Origin of the sequence: Raoultella sp. T31, assembly GCF_002806725.1 — a bacterium.
GTDB lineage: Bacteria > Pseudomonadota > Gammaproteobacteria > Enterobacterales > Enterobacteriaceae > Klebsiella > Klebsiella electrica.
Window position 1 is genome coordinate 40735 of sequence record NZ_PIBO01000036.1, and the last position, 19419, is coordinate 60153.

Below are 19419 nucleotides of genomic sequence, written 5' to 3' on the forward strand. Positions count from 1 at the left end.
ACACGACCTTATGCACCCCAATTGCGCATGACTGCCGTTTTTTCGTGCACTCATTTTGACCATTCAGTCCACTTTTTCCGCCTTCATTTTTGGCAACTAACGCGCAACACATTAATAACATTGCGGTTTGCAAAACTGGCATCACCTTTGCTTTATCTTGCTGGCGAGGTGACCCAGGAGATGCAGGATGCAGCGCCGCGCGCCTTCTTCTTCAACGATTGCAGAGAGGTTCGTATGAAAATTGGTGTCTTCGTTCCGATTGGTAATAACGGCTGGTTGATATCCACCCATGCTCCGCAGTACATGCCGACGTTCGAACTGAATAAAGCGATCGTCCAGAAAGCGGAGCACTACCATTTTGACTTCGCCCTGTCGATGATCAAACTGCGCGGCTTCGGCGGCAAAACCGAGTTCTGGGATCATAACCTCGAATCCTTCACCTTGATGGCCGGTCTGGCGGCGGTGACCTCGCGGATCCAGATCTACGCCACCGCCGCGACGCTTACGCTGCCGCCGGCCATTGTCGCCCGCATGGCCTCCACCATCGACTCTATCTCCGGCGGCCGCTTCGGCGTCAATCTGGTGACCGGCTGGCAAAAACCGGAATATGAGCAGATGGGTATCTGGCCCGGCGACGATTACTTCGCCCGCCGCTATGACTATCTCACCGAATATGTGCAGGTGCTGCGCGATCTGTCGGGGACCGGGCGCAGCGACTTTAAAGGCGACTACTTCACCATGAACGACTGCCGCGTCAGCCCGCAGCCGTCGCAGCCGATGAAAGTTATCTGCGCCGGACAGAGCGATGCGGGGATGGCCTTCTCCGCGCAGTATGCCGACTACAACTTCTGCTTCGGCAAGGGGGTCAATACGCCGACCGCCTTTGCCCCGACCGCCGCGCGCATGATGCAGGCGGCGGAAAAGACCGGCCGCGACGTTGGATCCTATGTGCTGTTTATGATCATCGCCGATGAAACCGACGAAGCGGCCCGCGCCAGATGGGAGCACTACAAGGCGGGCGCCGATGACGAAGCGCTGGCCTGGCTCACCGAACAAAGCCAAAAAGACACCCGCTCCGGCAGCGATACCAACGTGCGGCAGATGGCCGATCCGACCTCGGCGGTCAATATCAATATGGGCACGCTGGTGGGCTCCTACGCCAGCGTCGCCCGTATGCTCGACGACGTCGCCTCCGTACCCGGCACCGACGGCGTCCTGCTCACGTTTGATGATTTTCTTTCCGGCATCGACGCCTTTGGCGAACGCATTCAGCCGCTGATGCGCTGCCGCGACCATATTGCCACCGTTACCCGCGAGGTTGCCTGATGATTACGCTTTCCGCCCGACCGGAATCCCTGACCTTTCCGGCGCAAAACAGCGCGCTGATCGTCGTCGATATGCAAAACGCCTATGCCAGCCAGGGAGGGTATCTCGACCTCGCCGGATTTGACGTCTCCGCCACCCGACCAGTTATCGACAACATTAACACCGCCGTCGCCGCGGCCCGTGCCGCCGGCATGCTGATCGTCTGGTTCCAGAACGGCTGGGACGAGGAGTATATGGAAGCCGGCGGCCCGGGTTCGCCGAACTACCACAAATCCAATGCCCTGAAGACCATGCGCCGCCGTCCTGAGCTACAGGGCAAACTGCTGGCTAAAGGCGGCTGGGATTATCAGTTGGTCGATGAGCTGCAGCCCCAGCCCGGCGATGTGGTGCTGCCGAAACCGCGCTACAGCGGCTTTTTCAACACGCAACTGGACAGCATTTTGCGCAGCCGCGGCATCCGTCATCTGATCTTTACCGGCATCGCCACCAACGTTTGCGTGGAATCGACCCTGCGCGACGGCTTCTTCCTCGAATACTTCGGCGTCGTGCTGGAAGACGCCACCCACCAGGCGGGCCCGGCCTTCGCCCAGCAGGCCGCGCTGTTCAATATTGAGACTTTCTTTGGCTGGGTCAGCGATGTCGCCAGCTTCTGCGATGCGCTGTCCCCGGCCGCGCCGCTCACTTTCCCGGAGGAGAAACGTTATGCCTAAACAGGTCATTATTCCGCCCGACACCACAACGCCGATCGCCCCTTTTGTCCCCGGAACGCTGGCCGATGGCGTGGTGTATGTTTCCGGCACGCTGCCGTTTGATAAGCAAAATAACGTGGTGCACATCGGCGACCCAAAGGCGCAAACCCGCCACGTTCTCGACACGATCAAAACGGTGATCGAAACGGCGGGTGGCCGCATGGAGGATGTGACGTTCAACAGCATCTTTATCACCGACTGGAAAAACTACGCCGCGATTAACGAAGTCTATGCCGAGTTTTTTCCTGGCGATAAACCGGCGCGCTTCTGCATCCAGTGCGGACTGGTCAAGCCGGAGGCGTTGGTCGAGATTGCGACCGTCGCCCATATCGGAAAAGCAGCATTATGAAACTGAATATCTCTCCGGCGCCCTTTGAGGGCGCACCGACGGTCGTGCTGAGCGCCGGCCTCGGCGGCGCGGGCAGCTACTGGCTGCCGCAGCGCGCGGCGCTGGAGCAACGGTATCAACTGGTGAGCTATGATCACAACGGCACCGGCGAAAACGCCGGACCGCTGCCGGCTGACTACAGCATGGCAACCATGGCGCAGGAACTGAAGCAGGCGCTGCAGGCGGCGGGAGTCTCCCGCTTTGCCCTGGTGGGGCACGCCCTTGGGGCGCTGATTGCCCTGCAGCTGGCGCTGGACTTTCCTGACGCGGTCAGCGGCCTGGTGCTGGTCAACGGCTGGCTGACCCTGTCTCCCCACACCCGCCGCTGTTTTCAGGTACGCGAGCGTCTGCTGCACGCGGGCGGCGCCCAGGCGTGGGTTGAGGCGCAGCCTTTGTTCCTCTACCCCGCGGAGTGGATGGCCGCACGGATGCCGCGGCTGGAAGCGGAAGATGCGCTTGCGCTCAGCCATTTCCAGGGCAAGGAGAATCTGCTCAAGCGGCTGCAGGCGTTGAAGCAGGCCGACTTTTCTCGCCGGGCGTCCGCCGTGGCGTGCCCGGCCCTGGTCGTCAGCGCCCATGACGATCTGCTGGTTCCCGCCTCCTGCTCGCGCACGCTACACGCGGCGATACCGGGTAGCCAGCGCTTCGAGATGGCCTGGGGCGGCCACGCCTGCAACGTGACCGATGCCGACACCTTCAACCCTATTTTATGCAACGGGCTGGCCGCCATGCTGGCCTGATATCAGGAGAATCTATGAGCGAAAGCATTAGCCAAAGCGCGCGCGACAGTCTGTTTACTCACGCCCGTACCCACAACGGCTGGCTGGATAAACCGGTCAGCGATAGCCTGCTGCACGAAATATACGATCTGATGAAAATGGGCCCGACCTCCGCCAACTGCTCCCCGGCGCGAATCGTTTTTGTCCGCACGCCGGAAGGCAAGGAGAAGCTGCGCCCGACGCTCTCCAGCGGCAACCGCGAAAAAACCCTGCGTGCGCCGGTGACCGCCATCGTGGCCTGGGATCGCGCCTTCTACGATCGTCTGCCGACGCTGTTTCCCCACGGCGATGCCCGCAGCTGGTTCACCTCCAGTCCGCAGCTGGCGGAAGAGACCGCGTTTCGCAACAGTTCCTTGCAGGCGGCGTACCTGATTTTCGCCTGCCGCGCGCTTGGGCTGGATACCGGCCCGATGTCGGGATTTGATCGCGACAAGGTCGATGCGGCGTTCTTTGCCGACAGCGGCTGGAAGAGCAACCTGTTGATCAATATCGGTTACGGCGACGAGACCCGGCTGTATGGCCGCCTGCCGCGCCTGCCCTTTGATGATGCCTGCCAGCTGGCGTAAGGAGCCACTATGTCCGTAGCGGATAAACAGAGTTTTCGTGACGCCATGGCCCAGGTCGGCGCGGCGGTCAATATTATTACCACCGATGGCCCGGCGGGTCGCGCCGGATTTACCGCCAGCGCGGTCTGCAGCGTAACCGATACGCCCCCCACGCTGCTGGTCTGTCTCAACCGTTCCGCCTCGGTATGGCCGACTTTCAACCAGCATCAGGCGCTGTGCGTCAACACTCTGGCGGCAGGCCAGGAGTCGCTCTCCATCGTTTTTGGCGGTAAAACGCCGATGGCGGAGCGTTTCGCCGCCGCCGAATGGCAAACCGGCCTTACTGGCTGCCCGCGCCTGGTGGATGCGCTGGTGAGTTTCGATTGTCGTATCAACCAGATAGTCAGCGTCGGCACCCACGACATTTTGTTCTGCGAAGTGGCCGCCATCGTCAGACATCCAGAGCCGCGCGGGCTGATGTGGTTCGACCGCGGTTACCACACGCTTATGCGTCCAGCCTGTTAACCTCAAACCCGGGATATCATCATGGCACTTTTCGATTTTCCTCGCTGGCAGTTGACCTCCCCTTCCGCCGCGTCCGGCGTGGTGGCCCCTGATGAACGGCTCTCCATAGGGCAAACGATGGTCATGGGCGTTCAGCACGCGGTCGCCATGTTTGGCGCCACCGTACTGATGCCGATTCTGATGGGGCTGGATCCTAACCTGGCGATTTTGCTGTCCGGGATCGGTACGCTGCTGTTTTTCGTGGTGACCGGCGGCCGGGTACCCAGCTATCTGGGTTCCAGCGCCGCCTTTATCGGCGTAGTGATTGCCGTCACCGGCTTTAATGGCCAGGGGCTCAACCCGCACCTTAGCGTCGCTCTCGGCGGCATTATCGCCTGCGGTCTGGTGTATACCCTGATTGGCGTGGTGGTGATGAAAATCGGCACCCGCTGGATTGAACGACTGATGCCGCCGGTGGTGACCGGTGCGGTGGTGATGGCCATTGGCCTCAATCTCGCGCCCATCGCCGTACACAGCGTCTCCGCCTCCGCCTTCGATGGCTGGATGGCGGTGCTGACCGTACTCTGTATCGGACTGGTGGCGGTCTTTACCCGCGGGATGATCCAGAGGCTGCTGATTCTCGTCGGCCTGATCGTCGCCTGTGGGCTGTATGCGCTGCTGGCGAATGTTTTCGGACTGGGGAAAGCGCTCGATTTTAGCTTACTGCACCAGGCGGCGTGGTTCGGGCTGCCGCACTTTACCGCCCCGACCTTTGACGGTCAGGCGATGATGTTGATAGCTCCGGTGGCGGTGATTCTGGTGGCGGAAAACCTCGGTCATCTGAAGGCGGTCGCCGGCATGACCGGACGCAATATGGACCCTTATATGGGACGGGCATTCGTTGGCGACGGGCTGGCGACGATGCTCTCCGGCGCGGTTGGCGGCAGCGGCGTAACGACCTATGCGGAAAATATCGGCGTGATGGCGGTGACCAAGGTCTACTCCACCCTGGTGTTCGTTGCCGCCGCGGCGATGGCGATTCTGCTCGGTTTTTCGCCGAAGTTTGGCGCGTTGATCCACACCATTCCCGGGCCGGTTATCGGCGGCGCGTCGATCGTGGTCTTTGGCTTGATTGCGGTCGCCGGTGCCCGTATCTGGGTCCAGAATCGGGTTGACCTGAGTCAGAACAGCAATCTGATCATGGTGGCGGTCACGCTGGTACTCGGGGCCGGAGATTTTGCTCTGTCGCTGGGCGGTTTTACCCTTGGCGGGATCGGTACGGCCACCTTCGGCGCCATTTTACTTCACGCGCTGCTTAACCGCCGCGCGCGTGAAGCGCAACAGCCCGACGTCACCCCCGTTTAAACCTCAGCGGGCAATAAAAACCGCCGGCGGATGCCGGCGGCGAGGAGGATGTGGCTGGCGCCAGGAAGCGTAAAGCCACATTGAAGACAGTCAGCCGCATGGATCAGCTATGACGATTGCCGTGACTGTTTTTTCCCCCTTTTTTACCTGCTTCCGAGGCGCGCTCGGGATCGTTTTTGAAGTTGCCCCCGCTATGCTGGCCCCCCTTACGACCTGCTTCTGATGCTCTTTCACGATCCTCAGCAAAGTTGCCGGAACCGCCACGATGGTTTGCCATCACTGACCTCCACTTGGTTAGACATCATCTTGCGCTGCGTACAATACGAGGCCGCAACCCGGCGGCATCTGGCATGACCATTTTTCGTATTGCGTACTGTTAAGCGTAGTGAATGAAACTCATTTACCAGGTAAATAGTAACATTCTGTAATATTTTGACGCCAACGACAGATTTAGCGTCGCCCGCGCCGCGCTAAGCGGCTCTTATGCCTGATGAAAAGCGGGCAGATAAAGATGTTTCTTTTTGCGACAAACGCATTCTTTGCAATTTTGTTATAAATCAAATAAATGATTGTTAGATTTGCACTCTTAGCCAGAACCCTTATCTTTAAAAGTAGCCAGTCGCTTGACTGGTCTTTAACGCAATCGAGGAGTGATGCAAATGGCTAAAATTCTGGTGCTTTATTATTCAATGTATGGACACATCGAAACCATGGCTCATGCCGTCGCCGAAGGGGCGAACAAAGTAGACGGCGTTGAGGTGGTCGTGAAGCGCGTGCCGGAAACTATGCAAGCTGAGGCATTTGCCAAAGCAGGCGGGAAAACGCAGAATGCGCCCGTCGCCACGCCGCAGGAACTGGCAGAGTATGATGCTATCATCTTTGGTACCCCCACCCGTTTCGGCAATATGTCCGGACAAATGCGCACCTTCCTCGATCAGACCGGCGGTCTGTGGGCATCGGGCGCACTGTACGGCAAACTGGCCAGCGTCTTTAGCTCTACCGGTACCGGCGGTGGACAAGAGCAGACCATTACCTCTACCTGGACAACGCTTGCCCATCACGGGATGGTGATTGTGCCTATCGGCTACGGCGCCCAGGAGCTTTTTGATGTGTCAACGGTGCGCGGCGGCACGCCGTATGGCGCAACCACTATCGCCGGCGGAGACGGTTCCCGTCAGCCAAGTCAGGAAGAGCTGGCGATCGCCCGCTATCAGGGTGAACATGTCGCAGGACTGGCAGTTAAACTACACGGCTAACCTTCAACAGGAGGATTTGCATGCTAACTCAAGAAGCGAAAGCCCACCATGTGGGCGAATGGGCAAGTTTACGAAATACCTCTTTAGAGATCGCCGAAGCGATTTTTGAATTAGCCAATTACGATGAAAAGTTAGCAGAAAAAATTTGGGAAGAAGGCAGCGATGAAGTGCTGTCTTTGGCCTTCGCGAAAACGGATAAAGACGCCCTTTTCTGGGGCGAACAGACCATCGAGCGCAAAAACGTGTAACCCGGTGTGCCCGGCGCATGGCCGGGCCAGTAAAATCATCCCCGGACCGGCCAGCCATGGCCGGTCCGTTTTTTCTATTTCGCCGCGTCGTTCATCACCTGTTTAAACGTTGCCATCGGGCAGAAGCCGTTGGCATCCACCGGGCAGCCGTTCAGCGCCAGGGTCACCCGCTGCGGCGGGGATTGCAGGGTTAAGGTTTCGGCATTGCGCAGCTGCGCCGTGCTTTGATACACATACTCAATTTTCATCAGATCGCGGTTGGCGCCGCTATCATGCCAGCGCTGGAAAACGATTTTTCCGCCGATCGGGGTACGCTCATACTGGTCATGCAGCTGATAAGGCTTGAAGTTCAACGCGGTCAACAGCGAGGCTATATTCGAATCGTGCCCGACCAGCAGCGTCACTTTCGCCGCCTGAGCGGGATCGCTGACCAGCGCTTTATCGATATATTGCACCAGCGGTTTAGCCACGTTGCGCGCCACCTCCGCCGAGGTGAACAGGCTATCCTGATAGCCGTTTTTCAGCTTCGACAGCACCTGCCACTGTTTGTCGGTTTTTATCTCGCCCCACGCCACCTGATCCAGCGGATAGCCTTCGTAATACTGCAACGTAAAGGCATCAACCAGCGAATTGCCCACCTTTAACGGCCCGGAAACGCCCGGTTCCTGCTGATATTTTGCGCTGAAGGTGTCTTTGCCATCGCTCAGAGAACACGGCTGCTTCTCTTTGCAGGAGGGAGAATTCTGATAGTCCGTCATCGCTTCAAGCAGCTTGTAGCTGTCGGTCAGTTGCATGGTCTGCCGCTCTTTTTCCATCGCCTGTACGGCTTTTTCGCTGAAAGCGGCGGAATCGTCGGTTATCACCGGATTAAACGTCGGGTCCATAGTACCCATTTGCGGCTGGTGATGCACCGTGACGCCGCAGCCGGGGAAGGCGCCAGTAATAAAGAACTGCGCGGTCGCCACCGTACGTTGCAGACTGTTGGCATAGGCGTAAACCGTATTTTCCGGCGGACACTCACCGCGGGTGACCAGCCCCTGCTGCGCCAGCCATTCACGCATATAGTGCCCCATGTAGACCTCAAGCACGCCGCCCTTGGTCGTCAGTTGACCGCCGGGCACATCCCACTCCGGCCATGATTTCGGCGTCGACTGTTCCAGCACGCTGCCGTTGTTGGCCAGCGGCGCGCGCAGGTTGTGGCGACTCATGATCAACACCTGCTGTAGCTGATAGCCCTGCGGTGCCGTCTGTTCCTCTGCCTGGGCTGCCGTCGATAACAATATGGCGCCGGCCACGACGCTGGCGAGTAGACTCTTTTGCATCCCTTAATCCTCAGTCAGTGATTATCATCGCTTACATTGTGACAAATTGATGACATTTTTCCGCACGACGGCTCGCAAACTCGCGCAACGGGAGAAACTTTTCTCCGTCCAGGGAAATAGTTTTATAATAAAACGACTGAAGCCACAGGAGCTCTCGTGAAACGTACCCGTCTGGAAAACAGCAGCTGCCCTATTGCCCGCTCACTTGACGTCATTGGCGACTGGTGGTCGCTACTCATTGTCCGCGATGCCCTGGGGGGCACCCGGCGCTTCAGCGAATTTCAAAAGCACCTCGGCATTGCTAAAAACATGCTCGCCGGACGGCTAAAAATGCTGGTGGAAGAAGGTATTCTGACGATGCAGCCCGCTTCGGACGGCAGCGCGTGGCAGGAGTATGTGCTTACCGAAAAGGGACGCGGCCTGCAAACTGTGCTGGTGGCGCTGGCGCAATGGGCTGACGAATATCTGTTGACGCCCGACGAACCCGCCACCGTGTTAATTGATAATCTCACGCGCCAGCCGCTGCGCAAACTGGTGCTGCAGGCCGCCGATGGCCGGACGCTCCAGCCCGACGACATTACCGCCCGACTTCCAGTAATAGATTGATTTTAATTATTATTAACTTTTAATCATTTCTCATAATAAAATAATCCCCCGTCAATTGGTTGCATTATTAAACTATTTAACTCATGCTGAAGTTGGTTTAATAATGAAACCTTATTACTTGAGGTAACGCCATGACGACCCCTTCTCATACCGCTTTAATTACCGGCGCATCATCCGGTATCGGCGCCCTCTATGCCGAACGTCTCGCCGCTCGCGGCTATCACCTGATTCTGGTCGCGCGCCGCGAAGAACGTTTGCAGGCCCTCGCCAAAGAGTTGCAAAGCCAGTATGGCATCCGGTCCGACGTGCTAAAGGCAGACCTGAGCGAAGAGAGCGGTATCCGCGCCGTTGAAGCGCGTCTGCAGGCAGATCCGACGATCGCGCTGGTGATTAACAACGCCGGCACGGCGAAAATGGGAGGATTGCTGACCACGGATGTGCACGAGCATCAAATGATTCATACCCTGAATACCACCGCTCTGCTGCGCCTGAGCTATGCCGCGCTGGCCGCCTTCAGCCCTCGCGGTCAGGGGACGCTTATCAATATCGCCTCAATCCTTGCGCTGCATGCGCTACCGGGCAGCGCCGTCTACAGCGCCAGCAAGGCGTGGGTGCTGAGCTTTACCCGTGCGCTTCAGGAGGAGTTTGCCGACAGCGGTTTGCGTATTCAGGCGGTACTCCCGGCGGCAACCGCGACGGACCTGTGGCCGACCTCCGGCGTCGCACTTGACGCGCTGCCCGCTGGCTCGGTGATGACCACGGAAGATCTGGTAGACGCGGCGCTCAGCGGGCTTGATCAGGGCGAAAATATCACCCTGCCGCCGGTCCACGATCTGGCGCTCTGGAGTCATTTCGACCAGGCGCGACTCGCGCTGTTTGGCAGCGCGCGCAACGGCCAGCCGGCGCCGCGCTATCGCCGGAGTTAACGTTTGGGCTGGTGGCCGTGCTGGGTCATCCACGCCCCCTTCGGCGACTGGGGCGAAGCGGAGTGGGATCGATTGATGAATATCAACCTCAAAGGCCCGTTCTTCCTGCTGCAGGCGCTGCTGCCGCGCGGTATCCGGGTGAATGGCCTGAGTCCGCGTCCCGTGCACACTCTGGCGCTGGATAAGCTGGGCCTCAGCGCCCAGGCCCTGAGCGACCTGCAGAAGGAGATCAAAAACCTGGTGCCGCCAGGACGGATGGGCACACCGCAGGAGCTGGCCAACGCCGCCCTGTATCTGGCATCGGATGAGTCCAGCTACGTACTCGGCAACGAACTGCGGGTGGATGGCGGTACGGGAAATCTCTGACCCGACGGCGGCGGGCGTTACTCCGGTAGCGGTACCGCCGCCAGCGTGCAGATGGCCTCATGTTCACCGCCGCGGCGATCGACCATCACCACTTTGTCTCCCGCTTTTTTACCTTCACAAGGTTTTAGCACCTGATCGACGATGCGTTCGCGGGTTTGTTGGCGATCGGGCTCCGCCGCGACGGCAAATGAAGCCAGGATAAGAGTCAGCCCAACCAGGCCGACGATATGTTGATTACGCATGCATTACTCTCAGACAATTCTTACTCAAATGCAGGGTATCAGCCTGCGGATCCTACGTCTGTAAAATCACTTAACGGAGTGTTACCCGCCCGACAAAACGGTGCTGCTGCGCCGGTCAGTATGATTTTATCATTCTGATTTTTTTCGATTTTAACAAAAAAGCGAGTCATATTTCGGACACATCCTGATGCTATCTTACACGTAACTTAATAGAGTTCATGGTTTTCAACTCAAGCCCAGGATCGCTTATGTCTGGTATTATTCTCATTGTTGTCGCGGTCATTTTGCTGGGAGTGGCGATTTACAGTCTGGTGTCATACGTCAAAGAACGCCGCGCCAGCCAGCTCCCGACCCATAAGAAGAAAAAATAGCCCCTCTCGATACGCCACGTTGCGCCGCCACATTGTGTCACGACGCATCACAAAAGAATAAAAGCAGGCATTATGCCTGCTTTTATTCTTTTCTTCCTGCCCGGCCTGAACGGACGACTCCCCGACCTGCTCCGCTTTGTAAGCATCGCACTGCGGCGAAAGCAACGGGTCAGCCACGCCAGATACATCAGCGCCTCACCCGGGCAACAAAACCAATAAAACCGCAGGCGACGCCGATCCGTAGCCCCGGTAAGCACCGCGCAACCGGGGGATTCTCCGCTGCGAACTACAGCTCCAGCTCGCGCTGCAATAACCCGGCGATGGCCTCGCTGCTGTCGGCGGTGACCAGCGCGTGACGAAACGTCTCATGCATAATGCGCCGCGCCAGACGAGAGAAGATACGCATATGCTGATCTCCGGCGGCATGCTTATTGAGGGTCAGCATAATCACAAATTGCGCTTCGTCATCTCCCCACGCCACCGGCCGGGCCAGACGAGCCACGCTGATGGTGGACTGCTCAATATGCTCCGACTTGCTGTGCGGAATGGCAAAGCTGAAGCCCAGCCCGGTCGAAAATACCGCTTCACGCGCCCAGAGGTCGGCCTCCAGCTTACGCGGGTAGCGGCAACGCCCCGCCAGCAGCAGATTGTCGGTCATGCCTTTCAGCACCTCTTCTTTGCTGCGCCAGTCGCTGTTTAAAGTAATGCACTGCGTGGTAATCAGCGGCGCGTCCTGCTGGGTCATGCGGAACTGGGCTAATACGTGTTCCACCTCCAGCGAGGTGCGACACTGCATGGCCTGGTTCAAAAGCTGACGGCAGGCCCGACTGTCCAGCCGCGCCAGACGCGCTTTCGTCGCCGGGATCGCCGGCGCGCTCATGCTCAGTTCATCCAGCCCAAGCCCCACCAGCAGCGGCAGCACCGAGCCTTTCGCCCCCAGTTCACCGCACAGGCCGATCCATTTCCCCTGTCGATGTACCGCCTGCACGGCGTAGTCCAGCGCGCGCAAAAAAGCCGGATTGAGGCTGTTGTAGTGGCGCTTGACCTTGCTGTTATCGCGATCCACCGCCAGCAGATACTGCGTCAGGTCGTTGCTGCCGATACTGAAAAAATCGATCTCTTCGCAACACTGGTCGATGATAAACATCACCGACGGCACTTCCAGCATGATACCCAACGGGATTTTCTCATCGAACGGAATATGTTCATCGCGCAGGGATTGCCTGGCTTCGGCCAGTCTTTCTTTCACCCACAAAACCTCCTCCATCGAGGAGATCATCGGAATCATAATTTTCAGCTGGCCGTGCGCCGAGGCACGCAGAATGGCCCTGAGCTGCGTGCGAAACAGCGTCTGGTACTCTTCGTAAATTCGCACCGCGCGATAGCCGAGGAAGGGGTTGTTTTCCTCCGGGATATTAAGATAGGCCACCGGCTTATCGCCCCCGATATCCATCGTGCGAATAATCATGCTGCGACCGTTCGCCGGTTCCAGCGCCTGGCAAAAAATATTATAAAGTTCATCTTCAGACGGCGCGCCGGGCCGGTCCATATACAGCATTTCGGTACGAAACAGGCCCACCGCCTGCGCGCCGTTGCCAAACGCTGCGGCGGCTTCAACGGAGTGGGCAATATTGGCCGCCACCTCCAGACGCAGCCCATCTTTTGTCACTCCGTCTTTATCAAGCCACGCCTGCTGCTGATGACGTAACTGCGCCGCAGCCCAGGCCTCCTGCTGGTAGTAACGCGTCACCGCTTCATCCGGGTTCACCGCCACCAGCCCGGCATTGCCGTCGATGTATACCGGTTGCCCCACCCACGGCTGCAGCGCCGCCATCTCCACGCCAACCAGAGTCGGAATATTAAAAGAACGCGCCAGAATCACGGTATGCGAGGTGGTCCCGCCGCTGCTCAGCAGCAGGCCTTTCAGCCGCGTTTTATCCAGTTCCAGAAACTGGCTGGGCGTTAACTCATCGGCAAGACAAATCGCGGGGACGGTCAGCTTACCCGGGGCCGGGAAACGGGATTCGCCGTAGATATGCTGCAGGAGCTGGAAGCAGACATCGCGTACGTCCAGCACTCGCTCCTGTAAATAGCGGTTGCCGGAGCCGCTGAACTGAGCGCAGAAGTGCTCGCCGCTGGCGACAATCGCCTGCGCGCAGCTCTGGCCGGTCAGCAGCCCGCCAAGCAGATGCTGGCGTAAAGAAGCATCCGTCGCCAGCGAACGATGCGCCTCCAGAATGGCGCCGGCGGTTCCGTCGTTATCCAGCAGCCGCAGCTCGATATTTTTGACCAGCAGCAGCAATCCTTGATCCAGCTGCGCCTGCTCGTGCTCAATACTCCCGGCAGCAGGCAACGGGCCCGGGTCGCGCAGATCGAAGGATTTCAGATGGATAAGCATGCCCCCTGCGCTCCCGGCACACACCGGCAGTCCGTGGAACAGGAGGGGATTCAGCCGCGACAGCGATTCCGGAACCGGCTGAACCTCCATGCTTTCCGCCGTCGGCAACGGCGTATCGCAGTGCGGAAATTGATCGTCAATAAATGCCGACAGCGCAGCAAACGCCCGCTGCTCATCCTCACCGCTGATCATTAACTGGCACTCATCGCCCTGTATGGTGTTGGTTGCAATAATGGCCAGCGCGCTTTTCGCATTGCCGCGCAGGTCACTGCGCGTATTCCACCAGTCAATAGCAGACACAAAGGTATTGCATAGCGTTTCCACCACACTGGCCGGACGAGCGTGGACGCCATTTGGCAAATCGCAACGAAATTTAATGACCTGGGCCATTGGCTTTCTCCTGAGCAAGACATCATGGCCTCAACGGTAAAGAAAGCACGCGGCCGGGACTACGCGAGAAAAGAGTGAATTACTGGAAAATTGTACACAGAGATCTTTTTTCTGCTCCGCATCACAAATCTCTCTTTTTGTCGTGATCTGACCCTATATCACTTAAGATTTGAGATGGATCGCAATTTCGCGCGCATCTTACAAATATCCAGTAAATGCACTTTTTCTCTACTGTTTTCTCCCCCGCCATTTTCCTACTGTTGAAGCAACAATACTGTCACGAGCGATACCGCGCTCAGGAGCAAGCAATGAACGAACTGGTGCAAATACTAAAAAATACACGCCAGCATCTCATGACCGGCGTCTCACATATGATCCCCTTTGTGGTCTCCGGGGGGATCCTGCTCGCCGTCTCGGTCATGCTGTACGGCAAGGGCGCCGTGCCCGATGGCGCGACGGATCCCAACCTGAAAAAACTGTTTGATATTGGCGTCGCCGGACTGACCCTGATGGTGCCTTTTCTGGCGGCCTATATCGGCTACTCCATTTCTGACCGCGCGGCGCTGGCGCCCTGCGCCATTGGCGCGTGGGTCGGCAACAGTTTTGGCGCCGGTTTTTTCGGTGCCCTGATCGCCGGGATGATCGGCGGTCTGGTGGTTTACTACCTGAAGAAAATCCCCGTCCACAAAGTGCTGCGCTCCGTGATGCCCATTTTTGTGATCCCCATTATCGGCACCTTTATTACGGCCGGGATCATGATGTGGGGGCTGGGAGAGCCTGTCGGCGCGCTCACCGCCAGTCTGACGACCTGGCTGCAAAGCATGCGCGAGGGCAGCATCGTGCTCCTCGCCATCATTATGGGACTGATGCTGGCCTTCGACATGGGTGGCCCGGTCAATAAAGTGGCCTACGCCTTCATGCTGATCTGCGTCTCCCAGGGCGTGTATACCGTGGTGGCTATCGCCGCCGTCGGGATCGCGGTGCCGCCGCTGGGCATGGGTCTGGCGACGCTGATCGGTCGCAAATATTTCACCCCGGAGGAGCGAGAAACGGGCAAAGCCGCCCTGGTCATGGGTTGCGTTGGCATATCGGAAGGCGCCATCCCCTTCGCGGCCGCCGACCCGCTGCGCGTTATCCCGTCGATCATGATTGGCGCCGCCAGCGGTTGCGTGACGACCGCTCTGCTCGGCGTTCAATGCTACGCCGGCTGGGGTGGACTGATTGTCCTGCCGGTGGTTCAGGGTAAAGGCGGGTTCATCATCGGCCTGCTGGTCGGGGCATTTGTCTGCGCCGCCTGCGTCATCGTGCTTAAAGCTCTCACGAAGAAGAAAGCGCCAGAAGCCAAAGCCAATGACGAACTGGATCTTGATTTCGAAATTAACTGAAACGTCAGAAGGAGTCGTTTATGACCAGCATTATCGCCGTTACCGCCTGCCCGTCCGGAGTCGCACACACTTACATGGCAGCGGAGTCGCTGGAGAGTGCCGCCAGAGCCAAAGGCTGGCAGGTCAAGGTGGAGACCCAGGGCTCCATCGGCATTGAGAATGAGCTGTCGGCAGACGATGTCGCCAGCGCCGATATCGTGATTCTGACCAAAGATATCGGCATCAAGTGTGAAGAGCGTTTTGCCGGTAAAACCATCGTTCGCGTCAATATCAGCGATGCCGTGAAGCGGGCTGACGCCATTATGAACAAAATCGACAGTCATCTTTCGCAGAAAGCCTGAATACCATCGCGCGCGGCGATGCGGCGCGCGACTCAACGCCTCGCTCCACGAGCGTCATGGTGACCGGCAGTCCGTGTGCAAAGCGCGTCGCGAATTGCCTCAAGCCGCACGTGGAGAAAGGCGTTCATATGGAGTTTGTCATGACCAATCGTACCCAACGCTTAATCGCGAGCCTGTTCGCTCACCCTCGGGAAATATCGCTCGAACGCGCCCTGCTCTATACCGAAAGCCACCAACGCACCGAGGGTGAGCCGACGATGATTCGTCGGGCGAAGGCCACCGCCTGGATCCTTGACCATGTACAGATTTCGATTCGCGATGACGAACTGATCGCCGGCAACCGGACAACCAAACCGCGTGCCGGCATCGTCTCGCCCGAGATGGACCCCTACTGGTTGCTTAACGAGCTGGATCGGTTCCCCACTCGGCCACAGGATCGCTTCGCCATCAGCGACGAAGACAAGCGCATCTACCGCGAAGCCCTGTTCCCGTACTGGGAAAAACGCTCGATGAAAGATGTCATTAACGCTCAGATGACCGATGAGGTAAAAGCGGCGGTGCGCACGCAGATTTTCAGCGTCAACCAGACCGACAAAGGCCAGGGGCACATCATTATTGACTATCCGCGTCTGCTGAATAAAGGACTGGCGGCGCTGGCGGCGGAAATGGAAAACCTGGCCCGGCAGCATCCGGAGAACGATTTTTATCGGGCGGTGGTGATTTTACTGGCGGCCTCACAGCGCCACATTTTACGTTACGCCACCCTCGCCGCTGAGATGGCCCGCCGCTGCGACGATCCGCAGCGACGCGAGGAGCTGGAGACGATTGCCGCCCATTCGCGCCATAACGCCAGGCATCGCCCGGAAAATTTCTGGCAGGCCTGTCAGCTGTTCTGGTACATGAACATCATTTTGCAGTACGAGTCCAACGCCAGTTCTATTTCGCTTGGCCGTTTTGACCAGTATATGCTGCCGTTTTATCAGGCGTCGTTAACCCGCGGCGAGGATCCCGCGTTTCTGAAAACGCTGCTGGAATCGCTGTGGGTCAAGTGCAACGATATCGTCCTGCTGCGCTCATCCAGCAGCGCCCGCTACTTTGCCGGCTTCCCGACGGGCTACACCGCCTTGCTCGGCGGCCTGAACGAGACCGGGCGCAGCGCGGTAAACGTGCTCTCCTTTCTTGCGCTGGATGCCTACCAGAACGTCCGTCTGCCGCAGCCCAATCTCGGGGTGCGCGTCAACGAACTGACTGACCGCCCGTTCCTGCACAAAACGGCGGAAACGATCCGCCTCGGCACCGGGATCCCGCAAATTTTCAACGACGAAGTGGTGATTCCGGCCTTTCTCAATCGCGGCGTCTCGCTGGAGGATGCGCGGGATTATGCCGTCGTCGGCTGCGTCGAGCTCTCTATCCCCGGGCGCACCTACGGGCTGCACGATATTGCGATGTTCAACCTGCTGAAGGTGATGGAGATCGTGATGCTGGAGAATGAAGGTAATCCCGATATCAGCTGGGACGGGCTGATTCAGCAGATCCGCGAGAAAACCCGCTACTACATCAAACTGATGGTCGAAGGCAGCAATATTTGCGACCTCGGCCACCGGAATCAGGCACCGGTTCCCCTGCTCTCCTCGTTTATTCAGGACTGCGCGCTGCATGGCAAGGACATCACCGAAGGCGGCGCACGCTACAACTTTTCCGGCGTTCAGGGAATAGGTATCGCCAATCTCAGCGACTCCCTGCATGCGCTCAAGGGGATGGTCTTCGACCAGCAGCGCATGAGCTATGACGAGCTGATTCAGGTCCTTAAGGCGAATTTCCAGACGCCGGAAGGCGAGCAAATCCGCGCCCGCCTGGTTCATCGCTTTGAAAAATATGGCAACGATATTGACGAGGTGGACAATATCAGCGCCGACCTGCTGCGCTTTTACTGTAAAGAGGTGGAGCAGTATCGCAACCCGCGCGGCGGCCATTTCACCCCCGGTTCGTACACTGTCTCGGCGCACGTTCCGCTCGGCTCGGTGGTTGGCGCGACCCCGGACGGTCGCCTGGCCGGTGAGCAGCTAGCCGATGGCGGGCTGTCGCCGATGGTCGGCCAGGATTCACAGGGGCCAACGGCGGTCCTGAAATCGGTCAGCAAGCTGGATAACTACCTGCTCTCCAACGGCACACTGCTCAACGTTAAGTTCACCCCGGCGACCCTGAGCGGAGCGAGCGGGCTCAATAAGCTGGCCGATTTCTTACAGGCTTTCACCCGTCTGAAGCTTCAGCATATCCAGTTTAACGTGGTCAACGCGCAGACGCTGCGGGAAGCGCAGCAGCGCCCTCAGGATTTCGCCGGTCTGGTGGTACGCGTCGCGGGCTACAGCGCTTTCTTTGTGGAGTTATCGAAGGAGATCCAGGATGACATTATCCACCGCACCACGCATCAACTGTGACGTTATCGAGACGCGCGCCGACCGGGCGCGCATTTTCAATCTCCAGCGCTACTCGTTGAACGATGGCCGGGGGATCAGAACCATCGTCTTTTTTAAAGGCTGCCCGCACACCTGCCCGTGGTGCGCCAACCCGGAATCCCTCTCGCCCAAAATTGAAACCGTGCGTCGGGAAAGCCGCTGCCTCCACTGCGCGCGCTGCCAGCAGGACGTCGAAGAGTGCCCTTCCGGCGCATGGGAGCAGATTGGCCGCGATGTTACTCAGGAAGCGTTGCTCAAAGAGGTCCTGAAAGATGAGGTTTTTTTTCGCGCCTCGGGCGGCGGCGTGACGCTATCGGGCGGAGAGGTGCTCATGCAGGCCGGGTTTGCCACCCGCTTCTTACGCACCTTGCGCCAGTGGGGGATCCACACGGCGATAGAAACGGCGGGCGACGCCGCCTTCAGCCGCATTTATCCTCTTGCCCAGGCGTGCGACGAAGTGCTGTTTGATCTGAAAATCATCGATCCCGGGCAGGCGAGAAAACTGCTTGCCATGGATCTCCCCCGGGTGCTGGAAAATTTCCGCCGGCTGGTGGAAAATGGCGTTCACGTCATCCCCAGGGTGCCGCTCATTCCTGGCTTTACCCTGTGTGAAAAGAACTTCAGCCAGATTCTCTCCTTCCTGGCACCGTTTGCGCTGCCTGACATTCATCTGCTGCCGTTTCATCAATATGGCGAGCCGAAATACTCGCTGCTCGGCAAGCGATGGGCGATGGCAACGGTCGAGGCGCCATCGGCAGCAGAAATTAACCGATTCACTATCATGGCTGAACAAGCTGGTTTTCGCGTAACTGTCGGCGGCTAATGCCCGGAGGATGCTATGGATCTCAATATCGTTGCGGTTACGGCCTGCGTGAGCGGTGTGGCCCATACCTATATGGCGGCGGAACGTTTACAAAAAGTCGGCCACCATGAAAAGTGGCAGATCAAAATCGAAACCCAGGGGGCGCTGGGGATTGAGAATAAAATCACCCCAGACGATATTGCCCGGGCCGATGTCGTGCTGCTGGTCACGGATATTGAAATCGACGACGCAAAGCGCTTTTGCGGCCACCGCACGATTAAAACCAGCATCAAAACGTTTTTACTCCAGCCGCAGCATATCGCTGAAGCGGTAAAAAGCATCATGAAAAAACCGATCGTCTATTTAGATATCCCCTGAGAATAAAGTGGGCTATTCCACTCCCAGGGGCGAGAACCGCTAGCCTCAGCCGCTTTGTCGCCCGAACAGCGTCGCAGCGCCATCGGGGTGACAATTGATGTCGGGCCGACAATCTGTGCCGGACCGTAACCCGGCAATGGGGTTATCCCGCCGCCCGGGAACCTTTCCCCGGTGGCGCTGCGCTTACCGGGGCTACTCGATATGGGCAACTTGATACCGGACCGACAATTGATGCCGGATGTAGCCCGGGCAAGGGGTTACCCCACCGCCCGGGAA

21 protein-coding genes and 1 pseudogene are annotated in these 19419 nt (G+C 58.4%); 18 read left to right on the top strand and 4 right to left on the bottom strand.

Annotated features, from left to right (window positions below):
* Window positions 1-234 precede the first annotated feature (234 nt).
* The 7 genes from rutA to rutG are packed head-to-tail and all read left to right on the top strand — an operon-like array spanning window position 235 to window position 5656.
* Entirely contained in the window at window positions 235-1326 is a 1092-nt protein-coding gene (gene rutA, locus CWM52_RS20210; protein WP_133121757.1) for a pyrimidine utilization protein A, read from the top strand.
* Window positions 1326-2036, top strand: a complete 711-nt coding sequence (gene rutB, locus CWM52_RS20215) for a pyrimidine utilization protein B (RefSeq protein WP_100685724.1) — start codon at window positions 1326-1328, stop codon at window positions 2034-2036. The genes rutA and rutB overlap by 1 nt, the downstream gene beginning before the upstream one ends.
* Entirely contained in the window at window positions 2029-2424 is a 396-nt protein-coding gene (rutC, locus tag CWM52_RS20220) for a pyrimidine utilization protein C (RefSeq protein ID WP_100685725.1), read from the top strand. Before rutB ends, rutC begins: the two co-directional genes overlap by 8 nt.
* Window positions 2418-3203, top strand: a complete 786-nt coding sequence (rutD, locus tag CWM52_RS20225; protein ID WP_100685741.1) for a pyrimidine utilization protein D — start codon at window positions 2418-2420, stop codon at window positions 3201-3203. The genes rutC and rutD overlap by 7 nt, the downstream gene beginning before the upstream one ends.
* 14 nt (window positions 3204-3217) lie before the next feature.
* Window positions 3218-3808 carry a malonic semialdehyde reductase gene (locus CWM52_RS20230; RefSeq protein WP_100685726.1) on the top strand — a complete coding sequence of 197 codons (591 nt, stop codon included), beginning with the start codon at window positions 3218-3220 and terminating at the stop codon, window positions 3806-3808.
* Between the two features lie 9 nt (window positions 3809-3817).
* Window positions 3818-4312 carry an NADH-dependent FMN reductase RutF gene (gene rutF / locus CWM52_RS20235; protein WP_100685727.1) on the top strand — a complete coding sequence of 165 codons (495 nt, stop codon included), beginning with the start codon at window positions 3818-3820 and terminating at the stop codon, window positions 4310-4312.
* A 21-nt stretch (window positions 4313-4333) separates the two neighbouring features.
* Window positions 4334-5656, top strand: coding sequence for a pyrimidine utilization transport protein G (gene rutG, locus CWM52_RS20240; RefSeq protein ID WP_100685728.1), 1323 nt, complete (start codon window positions 4334-4336; stop codon window positions 5654-5656).
* A gap of 103 nt (window positions 5657-5759) precedes the next feature.
* Here rutG and CWM52_RS20245 read toward each other — a convergent pair whose 3' ends face one another.
* Window positions 5760-5933 (bottom strand): general stress protein, encoded by a 174-nt coding sequence (locus tag CWM52_RS20245; protein ID WP_100685729.1) that lies wholly within the window; start codon window positions 5931-5933, stop codon window positions 5760-5762.
* Between the two features lie 382 nt (window positions 5934-6315).
* Here CWM52_RS20245 and wrbA point away from each other — a divergent pair, with 382 nt between their 5' ends.
* Window positions 6316-6912 carry an NAD(P)H:quinone oxidoreductase gene (wrbA, locus tag CWM52_RS20250; protein WP_100685730.1) on the top strand — a complete coding sequence of 199 codons (597 nt, stop codon included), beginning with the start codon at window positions 6316-6318 and terminating at the stop codon, window positions 6910-6912.
* Between the two features lie 20 nt (window positions 6913-6932).
* On the top strand, window positions 6933-7160 hold the full coding sequence (locus CWM52_RS20255) for a YccJ family protein (RefSeq protein ID WP_100685731.1): 228 nt from the start codon (window positions 6933-6935) through the stop codon (window positions 7158-7160).
* Between the two features lie 74 nt (window positions 7161-7234).
* Here the strand turns inward: CWM52_RS20255 and agp are convergent, their stop codons facing one another.
* A complete protein-coding gene (agp, locus tag CWM52_RS20260; protein WP_100685732.1) occupies window positions 7235-8482 on the bottom strand; it encodes a bifunctional glucose-1-phosphatase/inositol phosphatase in 1248 nt (415 codons plus the stop codon).
* Between the two features lie 156 nt (window positions 8483-8638).
* Here agp and CWM52_RS20265 point away from each other — a divergent pair, with 156 nt between their 5' ends.
* From CWM52_RS20265 to CWM52_RS20275, 3 genes and pseudogenes are all read left to right on the top strand, one after another.
* Window positions 8639-9088 (top strand): winged helix-turn-helix transcriptional regulator, encoded by a 450-nt coding sequence (locus CWM52_RS20265; RefSeq protein WP_100685733.1) that lies wholly within the window; start codon window positions 8639-8641, stop codon window positions 9086-9088.
* A 131-nt stretch (window positions 9089-9219) separates the two neighbouring features.
* Window positions 9220-10014 (top strand): SDR family NAD(P)-dependent oxidoreductase, encoded by a 795-nt coding sequence (locus CWM52_RS20270; protein ID WP_100685734.1) that lies wholly within the window; start codon window positions 9220-9222, stop codon window positions 10012-10014.
* Window positions 10015-10038: 24 nt separating this feature from the next.
* Window positions 10039-10380: pseudogene (locus CWM52_RS20275) on the top strand (SDR family oxidoreductase); the annotation flags it as partial.
* A gap of 17 nt (window positions 10381-10397) precedes the next feature.
* Here CWM52_RS20275 and CWM52_RS20280 read toward each other — a convergent pair.
* Window positions 10398-10622, bottom strand: a complete 225-nt coding sequence (locus CWM52_RS20280) for a hypothetical protein (protein ID WP_100685735.1) — start codon at window positions 10620-10622, stop codon at window positions 10398-10400.
* A 248-nt stretch (window positions 10623-10870) separates the two neighbouring features.
* Here CWM52_RS20280 and CWM52_RS20285 point away from each other — a divergent pair, with 248 nt between their 5' ends.
* Entirely contained in the window at window positions 10871-10993 is a 123-nt protein-coding gene (locus CWM52_RS20285) for a small membrane protein (RefSeq protein ID WP_004860391.1), read from the top strand.
* A 286-nt stretch (window positions 10994-11279) separates the two neighbouring features.
* On the opposite strand, the gene ptsP is transcribed toward CWM52_RS20285, so the two are convergent.
* Window positions 11280-13781, bottom strand: coding sequence for a phosphoenolpyruvate--protein phosphotransferase (ptsP, locus tag CWM52_RS20290; protein ID WP_100685736.1), 2502 nt, complete (start codon window positions 13779-13781; stop codon window positions 11280-11282).
* A 308-nt stretch (window positions 13782-14089) separates the two neighbouring features.
* Between ptsP and CWM52_RS20295 the strand changes: the two genes are divergently transcribed.
* The 5 genes from CWM52_RS20295 (at window position 14090) to CWM52_RS20315 (ending at window position 19143) form a co-directional block, all read left to right on the top strand.
* Window positions 14090-15166, top strand: a complete 1077-nt coding sequence (locus CWM52_RS20295; protein ID WP_100685737.1) for a PTS fructose transporter subunit EIIC — start codon at window positions 14090-14092, stop codon at window positions 15164-15166.
* Between the two features lie 20 nt (window positions 15167-15186).
* Entirely contained in the window at window positions 15187-15507 is a 321-nt protein-coding gene (locus CWM52_RS20300) for a PTS fructose-like transporter subunit IIB (RefSeq protein ID WP_100685738.1), read from the top strand.
* Window positions 15508-15647: 140 nt separating this feature from the next.
* Window positions 15648-17945: a formate C-acetyltransferase gene (locus CWM52_RS20305; RefSeq protein ID WP_100685742.1), complete on the top strand. Its 2298-nt coding sequence runs from the start codon at window positions 15648-15650 to the stop codon at window positions 17943-17945.
* Window positions 17911-18786, top strand: a complete 876-nt coding sequence (locus CWM52_RS20310) for a [formate-C-acetyltransferase]-activating enzyme (protein WP_100685739.1) — start codon at window positions 17911-17913, stop codon at window positions 18784-18786. The genes CWM52_RS20305 and CWM52_RS20310 overlap by 35 nt, the downstream gene beginning before the upstream one ends.
* A gap of 15 nt (window positions 18787-18801) precedes the next feature.
* Complete coding sequence (locus CWM52_RS20315) at window positions 18802-19143, top strand: PTS fructose-like transporter subunit IIB (RefSeq protein WP_100685740.1); 342 nt, start codon at window positions 18802-18804, stop codon at window positions 19141-19143.
* Window positions 19144-19419: the final 276 nt, after the last annotated feature.

Coding starts and splice junctions, on each gene's coding strand:
- rutC (WP_100685725.1), top strand. CDS start 2,029: ATGCCTAAACAGGTCATTATTCCGCCCGACACCACAACGCCGATCGCC.
- CWM52_RS20230 (WP_100685726.1), top strand. CDS start 3,218: ATGAGCGAAAGCATTAGCCAAAGCGCGCGCGACAGTCTGTTTACTCAC.
- wrbA (WP_100685730.1), top strand. CDS start 6,316: ATGGCTAAAATTCTGGTGCTTTATTATTCAATGTATGGACACATCGAA.
- CWM52_RS20255 (WP_100685731.1), top strand. CDS start 6,933: ATGCTAACTCAAGAAGCGAAAGCCCACCATGTGGGCGAATGGGCAAGT.
- rutB (WP_100685724.1), top strand. CDS start 1,326: ATGATTACGCTTTCCGCCCGACCGGAATCCCTGACCTTTCCGGCGCAA.
- agp (WP_100685732.1), bottom strand. CDS start 8,482: ATGCAAAAGAGTCTACTCGCCAGCGTCGTGGCCGGCGCCATATTGTTA.
- CWM52_RS20270 (WP_100685734.1), top strand. CDS start 9,220: ATGACGACCCCTTCTCATACCGCTTTAATTACCGGCGCATCATCCGGT.
- ptsP (WP_100685736.1), bottom strand. CDS start 13,781: ATGGCCCAGGTCATTAAATTTCGTTGCGATTTGCCAAATGGCGTCCAC.
- CWM52_RS20285 (WP_004860391.1), top strand. CDS start 10,871: ATGTCTGGTATTATTCTCATTGTTGTCGCGGTCATTTTGCTGGGAGTG.
- rutA (WP_133121757.1), top strand. CDS start 235: ATGAAAATTGGTGTCTTCGTTCCGATTGGTAATAACGGCTGGTTGATA.
- CWM52_RS20310 (WP_100685739.1), top strand. CDS start 17,911: ATGACATTATCCACCGCACCACGCATCAACTGTGACGTTATCGAGACG.
- rutF (WP_100685727.1), top strand. CDS start 3,818: ATGTCCGTAGCGGATAAACAGAGTTTTCGTGACGCCATGGCCCAGGTC.
- rutG (WP_100685728.1), top strand. CDS start 4,334: ATGGCACTTTTCGATTTTCCTCGCTGGCAGTTGACCTCCCCTTCCGCC.
- CWM52_RS20315 (WP_100685740.1), top strand. CDS start 18,802: ATGGATCTCAATATCGTTGCGGTTACGGCCTGCGTGAGCGGTGTGGCC.
- CWM52_RS20245 (WP_100685729.1), bottom strand. CDS start 5,933: ATGGCAAACCATCGTGGCGGTTCCGGCAACTTTGCTGAGGATCGTGAA.
- CWM52_RS20295 (WP_100685737.1), top strand. CDS start 14,090: ATGAACGAACTGGTGCAAATACTAAAAAATACACGCCAGCATCTCATG.
- CWM52_RS20305 (WP_100685742.1), top strand. CDS start 15,648: ATGACCAATCGTACCCAACGCTTAATCGCGAGCCTGTTCGCTCACCCT.
- CWM52_RS20300 (WP_100685738.1), top strand. CDS start 15,187: ATGACCAGCATTATCGCCGTTACCGCCTGCCCGTCCGGAGTCGCACAC.
- CWM52_RS20280 (WP_100685735.1), bottom strand. CDS start 10,622: ATGCGTAATCAACATATCGTCGGCCTGGTTGGGCTGACTCTTATCCTG.